Genomic DNA, 6,979 nt, shown 5'->3' on the forward strand with positions numbered 1-6,979 from the left:
GGTAAGGGCGGCGGGGGCGAAAACGACCGTTGGCTCAGCCGTCGAGTCGTACGACCCGCACAGCCCCCGCGCCCACCACAAGGCGGCCCGCGGCACGCTCACCCGTCAGCAACTCGGTCCCAGGGCCCTCCAACGGCACCTTGGCATCCGAGGAACTGTGGTTGATCGCGAACAGATAGGTGCCCGACTCCCCCACCCGGCGCACCACTTCGACGTCACGCGGCAGATCCACCCGCGGCGCGACACCGGCGTCATCGGCGGCCCAGCCCAGCAGCGCGTCCAGCCCCTGCGCGTCGAGCCGCGTCGACACGTACCAGGCCGACCCCTCCCCCAGCCGGTGGCGGGTCACCGCGGGATGCCCCGCAGCCGGCCCGTCCGCGTACGTCCACACCGTCTCGGCCTCGCGCGGCACCACGAACTCGGTCCACACATCCCCGGTGAGCTCGGATCCGTCGGGCCCGGTGATACGGACACTCTCACCGGGCAGCAGCGGCGAGAACTCCTCGACGGTCAGGCCGAGTACGTCGCGCAGGGCACCCGGGTACGGCCCCTCGTGCACGGCGTCGTGCTCGTCGACGATGCCGGAGAAGTACGAGACGACGAGGGTGCCGCCGTTCTCGACGTACTCACGGACGTTGTTTCCGGCGGCTTCCGTCATCGAGTACAGAGCGGGCACGACTACAAGGGGACAAGCCGACAAGTCGGCTTCCGGATGCGCGAAGTCGACCGTGAGGTGGCGGTCGTAGAGGGCCTCGTAGAAGGCGTCGGCGCGCTCGCGCGCGTCGTGGTCCTCGCTGGGACGCCACGCCAGGTTCTGCGCCCACCAGGAGTGCCAGTCCCAGAGAACCGCCACGTCGGCCTGAGTGCGGGTGCCGCGGATCGTACTCAACGAGTCGAGGGACGCGCCGAGTTCGACGACCTCGCGCCACACCCGCGACTCGGTGCCCGCGTGCGGCACCATCGCCGAGTGGAACTTCTCGGCACCCCGCCGGGACTGCCGCCACTGGAAGAACATGGCGCCCTCGGAGCCGCGGGCGACGTGGGCGAGGGAGTTGCGGGCCATCTGGCCGGGGGCCTTGGCCGGGTTGTGCGGCTGCCAGTTGATACCGGATGTGGAGTGCTCAAGGAGCAGCCAGGGGGCGCCGCCCGCGACGGAGCGGGTGAGGTCGGCGGCCATGGCGAGGTTCACATGGGTGCGGCGGCCGTCGGTGATCAGATAGTGGTCGTTGGTGACGATGTCGACCTCGCGGCCCCAGGCCCAGTAGTCGACGGAGTCGCACTGGCTGAGCGCGGTCATGAAGTTCGTGGTGACCGGGACACCGGGCGCGAGGTGGTGCAGGATGTCGCGTTCCGCCACGAAGTTCTCGCGCATGGTGGCGTCGGCGAACCGCTTGTAGTCGAGGGCCTGGCCGGGGTTGCCGACCGTGGGGGCCACCCGGGGCGGGTTGATCTGGTCGAAGTCCGTGTACCGCTGGCCCCAGAAGGCCGTGCCCCAGGCCTCGTTGACCGCGTCGACCGTGCCGTACGTGGCCGCCAGCCAGCGGCGGAAGTGCGCGGCGCAGGAGTCGCAGTAGCAGGCCGAGACGGGGACGCCGTACTCGTTGTGCACGTGCCACATCGCCAGGGCCGGGTGGCCGGCGTACCGCTCGGCCAGCTTGGTGGTGATGTTCGCGGCGACCGCCCGGTAGTCGGTGTTGCTGTGGCAGATGGCTCCGCGCGAGCCGAACTCGTAGCGCGTGCCGTCGGCGGCCACGGGCAGCGCCTCGGGGTGCTCGCGGTAGAACCAGACGGGCGGTACGACAGTGGGGGTGCCCAGGTCGGCACGTATGCCGTTCTCGTGCAGCAGGTCCAGCAGGCGGTCGAGCCAGCCGAAGTCGTACTTCCCGGGCGAGGGCTCGAGGAGCGCCCAGGAGAAGATTCCGACGCTCACCATGGTGACGCCCGCCTCGCGCATCAGCCGGACGTCCTCGTGCCAGACGGTTTCCGGCCACTGCTCGGGGTTGTAGTCCCCACCGAAGGCGAGCCTGGTGAGGCCCGTGGGGGTGGTCTCCGGCATGGATGTCTCCCGTTGAATCGATCTTTTGGGAACGTGCACACACAGCGTTCAGCGACGCAGCCCTACATAACCGCACAGCATCAACCATTGACAAGTGTCCTGGATGTTTCTCTACTGTGAACGCTCACAGAAGCCGAAGCGGGCGCGCCGAAGGGGCGCGCCACGCATCAGACACGGCAGGTCCTCGCATTGGGCGAGGGCCCCAGGTCAGGGGAGAACGATCCATGCCCAACACGAAGCACAGCCGCTTTGTGGCCACCGCAGTCGCCGTGACGCTCGGCGCCACCACCCTTGCCGCCTGCGGTTCGTCCGACGAGGACGGAGAGGCCCAGTCCGGGCCCGCCAAGCTCACGTACTGGACCTGGACGCCGGGCATGGACAAGGTCGTGGACCTGTGGAACAAGGGCCCCGGCAAGGAGCAGCAGATCACCGTCACGGTGAAGAAGCAGGCCTCCGGGGACACGCTCGTCACCAAGATCCTCACCGCGCACAAGGCCGGCAAGGGCCCCGACCTGGTGCAGGCCGAGTACCAGGCGCTGCCGACCCTGGTCAGCAATGACGCGGTCGCCGACATCGCGGGCGAGTCCGGGGACGCGAAGAGCAAGTTCGCCGACGGTGTCTGGCAGCAGACGACGCTGGGCACGGACGCGGTCTACGCGATCCCGCAGGACATCGGGCCGATGATGTTCTACTACCGCGAGGACCTGTTCAAGAAGTACGGCCTGACGGTCCCGACGACCTGGGACGAGTTCGCCGAGACGGCCCGCGCGCTGAAGAAGGAGGCGCCGGACATCGACCTCACCACCTTCTCCGCCAACGACTCCGGTCTCTTCGCGGGCCTCGCCCAGCAGGCGGGCGCCCGGTGGTGGACCACCGAGGGCGAGAAGTGGAAGGTCGGCATCGACGACGCGGCCACGCAGAAGGTCGCCGACTTCTGGGGCGGCCTCGTCGAGGAGGGCGCCATCGACAACCAGCCGATGTACACCCCGGCCTGGAACAAGGCGCTCAACACCGGTAAGCAGATCGCGTGGGTGAGCGCGGTCTGGGCGCCAGGCACGCTGACCACCGCCGCACCCGACACCCAGGGCAAGTGGAGGATGGCGCCGCTGCCGCAGTGGTCGAAGAGCGACAACGTGACCGGCAGCTGGGGCGGATCGTCGACGGCCGTGACCACGGACTCGAAGCACAAGGCGGCCGCCGCGAAGTTCGCCGCCTGGCTGAACACCGACGAGGAGGCCGTGGCCGCGCTGGCGAAGGAGGGCGGTATCTACCCCGCCTCCACCAGCGCACAGCTCGGCGGCGCGTTCTCCGAGCCGCCGGCGTTCTTCTCGAACCAGGCGGACTTCTACACCGAGGCCGCTTCCATAGCGAAGACCACGGCGCCGTCCGCGTGGGGGCCGAACGTGAACGTCGCGTACACCTCCTTCAAGGACGCGTTCGGCAAGGCCGCCAAGGACAAGTCGGACTTCGGTGCCGCTCTGAAGACGATGCAGGACGCCACGGTCGCCGACCTCGAGAAGCAGGGCTTCGGGGTCGCGGAGTGACCAGCGCACGCCGGAGGTCGTACGGGGTCAAGGGGGCCCCGTACGCCTTCCTTGTACCGTCAACGATTCTGTTCGCCCTCTTTTTCGCGCTCCCCATCGGCTACGCGGTGTGGCTCAGCCTCCACAAGGTCCAGGTCAAGGGTCTCGGCCTGGGAGCGGATGCGCGGAGGGAAGTGTGGGCGGGCTTCGAGAACTACGCAGGCGCCCTGACCGACTCCGAGTTCGTGGCCGGTGCGCTGCGCGTGCTCGGCTACGGCGCCATCGTGGTCCCGGTGATGCTCGGCCTGGCGCTGGTCCTCGCGCTGATGCTGGACAGCGAGAAGGTCCGGCTGGCCCCCTTCACCCGGCTCGCGATCTTCCTGCCGTACGCCATCCCGGGCGTGGTGGCGGCCCTGCTGTGGGGCTTCCTCTATCTCCCGGACGTCAGTCCCTTCTCCTTCGTGCTCCAGAGGCTGGGGCTGCCGCAGCCGGACCTGCTGGACGGCGGAGGGCTCTACGCGGCGCTGTCGAACATCGCGGTGTGGGGCGGCACCGGCTTCAACATGATCGTCATCTACACCTCGCTCCGGGCGATCCCGGCCGAGGTGTACGAGGCGGCGAAGCTGGACGGGGCGACCCCGCTGCAGATCGCGCTGCGGATCAAGATCCCGATGGTGGCGCCCTCCCTGGTGCTGACCTTCTTCTTCTCGATCATCGCGACGCTCCAGGTGTTCAGCGAGCCGACCACACTCAAGCCCCTCACCAACTCCGTGTCGACGACGTGGAGTCCGCTGATGAAGGTGTACCAGGACGCCTTCGGCAAGGGTGACATCCATGCGGCCGCGGCCGGCGCCGTGATCATCGCCGTCGCCACGCTCGTCCTGTCCTTCGGCTTCCTGCGGGCCGCGAACTCCCGTTCCAAGCAGGAGGAAGCACGATGAGTTCTCTTGCCGTCGACAAGGTCGACCCGGCGGTGGGTGCCGCGCCCGGCGCCGCCCAGGGTCCTCCACTGCGCCGCCGCGTCGCGCTCGTCCCGACGCTGACGCTTTTGCTGGGCGCGGTCTACTGCCTGCTGCCCGTCGCCTGGGTGGTCATCGCGGCCACCAAGTCCGGCAGCGAGTTGTTCTCCACGTTCACCTTCCTGCCGGGCACCGGCTTCACGGAGAACCTGTCCGACCTGAACGCCTACCGCGAGGGCATCTACTGGCAGTGGATGGGCAACTCCGCACTGTACGCGGGCCTCGGCGCCCTGCTGTCCACGGCCGTCTCCGCGATCAGCGGCTACGCGCTCGCGATCTACCGGTTCCGGGGCCGCGAGACCGTGTTCAACGTCCTGATGGCGGGTGTGCTGATGCCGCCGGTGATCCTCGCGATCCCGCAGTACCTGCTGCTGGCGAAGGTGGACCTGGCGGACACGTACTGGTCGGTGCTGCTGCCGCTGATCCTGTCCCCGTACGGGGTGTACCTGTCCCGTATCTACGCGGCGGCCGCCGTGCCCGGTGACGTGGTCGAGGCCGGGCGGATGGACGGGGCGGGCGAGTGGCGGATCTTCACACGCGTCGCGCTGCCGATGATGGTGCCGGGTCTGGTGACCGTCTTCCTGTTCCAGTTCGTTGCCGTGTGGAACAACTTCCTGCTGCCCTACATCATGCTCAGCGACGACGAGAAGTTCCCGATCACGCTCGGCCTGTTCACGCTCCTCGAACAGGGTGCCAACACCCCGGCGCTGTACACCCTGGTGATCACGGGTGCGCTGCTCGCGGTGATCCCGCTGATCGCCCTCTTCCTGGTCATCCAGCGCTTCTGGAGCCTCGATCTGCTGTCCGGAGCCGTAAAGTCATGACCATGAGCAACACCGGGGGCCGGCGCAAACCGCCCACGATTCACGACGTGGCGCGTGTGGCGGGTGTCTCCCGTGGCACCGTGTCGCGGGTACTCAACGGCGGTCACTACGTCAGCCCGGCCGCGCAGGAAGCGGTCAACTCCGCGATCCGCAAGACGGGGTACGTGGTGAACCGGCATGCCCGCTCGCTGATCACGGGGCGCTCCGACTCGATCGGCTTCCTGCTGACCGAACCGCAGGAGAAGCTCTTCGAGGACCCCAACTTCAATGTCCTGCTGCGGGGTTGCACGCAGGCCCTGGCCGCGCACGACATCCCGCTGCTGCTGATGCTGGCCGGCACGGAGGACGAACGGCGCCGGATCACCCGGTACATCACGGCCGGTCACGTCGACGGCGTGCTGCTGGTGTCCAGCCACTCCGGCGACCCGGTGGCCGAGGAGCTGCGGGAGGCGGGGGTGCCCCTCGTACAGTGCGGCAAGCCCATGGGGCTCGGCTCCAAGGTGAGTTACGTGGCGGCGGACGACCGGGACGGCGCCCGTGACATGGTGCGCCATCTGCTGTCGCTGGGCCGCCGCCGTATCGGCGTGGTGACCGGCCCGCTGGACACCCCGGGCGGTGTCGAGCGCCTCGCCGGCTACAAGGAGGTCCTCACGGAGGCGGGCGTGGCGATCGACGAGCGGCTCGTCGTCTCCGGCGACTACAGCCGGGCCAGCGGTACGGCGGGCGCCGAGAAGCTGCTGTCGCGGGCCCCGGACATGGACGCCCTGTTCGTGGCGTCCGACCTCATGGCGCAGGGCGCCCTCACGGCGCTGCGCCGGGCGGGCCGCCGGGTCCCCGAGGACGTGTCCGTGGGCGGCTTCGACGACTCCCCCGCCGCCACGGAGGGCACCCCCGCCCTCACCACGATCCGCCAGCCCTGGGACCGCATCAGCAACGAGATGGTGCGCGTACTGCTGGCGCGGATCGGCGGCGAGGACGCCGCGGCGGTGATCCTGCCGACGGAGCTGGTGCGGCGGGAGTCGACCTAGGTGTGCTGTCCGGCGACGGGGCCGGGCGGGGGAAACCGGTCAGGATCGGAGAAGCGGTCGCCGCTCCCCCGCCCTAGCGTGGAACTGCCGACGGAATCCCGGCGGTACGACAGGACCATGCGAGGAGTACGCCATGACACACGGCCTCAAGACCGTCATCTACCCCGTCAAGGACCTCGACCGGGCCAAGGCCCTGTTCCGTGAGCTGGTGGGGACCGAGCCGTACGCGGACTCGGCGTACTACGTCGGTTTCAAGGACGCCGGCCAGGACGTGGGCCTGGATCCGAACGGGCACTCCAAGGGCATGACGGGGCCGGTTCCGTACTGGCACGTCGACGACGTCAGGGCCACCCTGGCGGCCCTGCTCGGCGCCGGGGCCGAGACGCTGCAGGACGTGCACGACGTGGGCGGCGGCATGCTGATCGCCTCGGTGAAGGACGCGGACGGGAACCTGATCGGGCTGATGCAGCAGGCTCCGGCGGAGTAGCACGCCCGGGGGCGTGTACGGGGTGTGTACGGGGGCTTGTCC

General features: G+C 69.2%; 6 protein-coding genes. 5 read left to right on the plus strand and 1 reads right to left on the minus strand.

The features are described from left to right. Positions 1-34 precede the first annotated feature (34 nt). Entirely contained in the window at positions 35-2,056 is a 2,022-nt protein-coding gene (locus FNH04_RS38235; protein ID WP_152790457.1) for a beta-galactosidase, read from the minus strand. Between the two features lie 224 nt (positions 2,057-2,280). Between FNH04_RS38235 and FNH04_RS38240 the strand changes: the two genes are divergently transcribed. The 5 genes from FNH04_RS38240 (at position 2,281) to FNH04_RS38260 (ending at position 6,937) form a co-directional block, all read left to right on the plus strand. Continuing rightward, complete coding sequence (locus tag FNH04_RS38240) at positions 2,281-3,600, plus strand: ABC transporter substrate-binding protein (RefSeq protein ID WP_152790458.1); 1,320 nt, start codon at positions 2,281-2,283, stop codon at positions 3,598-3,600. After that, positions 3,597-4,520 carry a carbohydrate ABC transporter permease gene (locus FNH04_RS38245; RefSeq protein ID WP_322725067.1) on the plus strand — a complete coding sequence of 308 codons (924 nt, stop codon included), beginning with the start codon at positions 3,597-3,599 and terminating at the stop codon, positions 4,518-4,520. Before FNH04_RS38240 ends, FNH04_RS38245 begins: the two co-directional genes overlap by 4 nt. Next, a complete protein-coding gene (locus FNH04_RS38250) occupies positions 4,517-5,422 on the plus strand; it encodes a carbohydrate ABC transporter permease (protein ID WP_152790460.1) in 906 nt (301 codons plus the stop codon). Before FNH04_RS38245 ends, FNH04_RS38250 begins: the two co-directional genes overlap by 4 nt. Beyond that, positions 5,419-6,450 carry a LacI family DNA-binding transcriptional regulator gene (locus FNH04_RS38255; RefSeq protein ID WP_152790462.1) on the plus strand — a complete coding sequence of 344 codons (1,032 nt, stop codon included), beginning with the start codon at positions 5,419-5,421 and terminating at the stop codon, positions 6,448-6,450. Before FNH04_RS38250 ends, FNH04_RS38255 begins: the two co-directional genes overlap by 4 nt. A gap of 133 nt (positions 6,451-6,583) precedes the next feature. Beyond that, positions 6,584-6,937, plus strand: a complete 354-nt coding sequence (locus FNH04_RS38260; protein WP_152790464.1) for a VOC family protein — start codon at positions 6,584-6,586, stop codon at positions 6,935-6,937. Positions 6,938-6,979 lie beyond the last annotated feature (42 nt).

Origin of the sequence: Streptomyces phyllanthi, from assembly GCF_009377205.1 — a bacterium.
Lineage (GTDB): Bacteria > Actinomycetota > Actinomycetes > Streptomycetales > Streptomycetaceae > Streptomyces > Streptomyces phyllanthi.

Excerpts from the sequence above, each read along its gene's own strand:
- FNH04_RS38250 (WP_152790460.1), top strand. The coding sequence starts at position 4,517 with ATGAGTTCTCTTGCCGTCGACAAGGTCGACCCGGCGGTGGGTGCCGCG.
- FNH04_RS38235 (WP_152790457.1), bottom strand. The coding sequence starts at position 2,056 with ATGCCGGAGACCACCCCCACGGGCCTCACCAGGCTCGCCTTCGGTGGG.
- FNH04_RS38260 (WP_152790464.1), top strand. The coding sequence starts at position 6,584 with ATGACACACGGCCTCAAGACCGTCATCTACCCCGTCAAGGACCTCGAC.
- FNH04_RS38255 (WP_152790462.1), top strand. The coding sequence starts at position 5,419 with ATGACCATGAGCAACACCGGGGGCCGGCGCAAACCGCCCACGATTCAC.
- FNH04_RS38240 (WP_152790458.1), top strand. The coding sequence starts at position 2,281 with ATGCCCAACACGAAGCACAGCCGCTTTGTGGCCACCGCAGTCGCCGTG.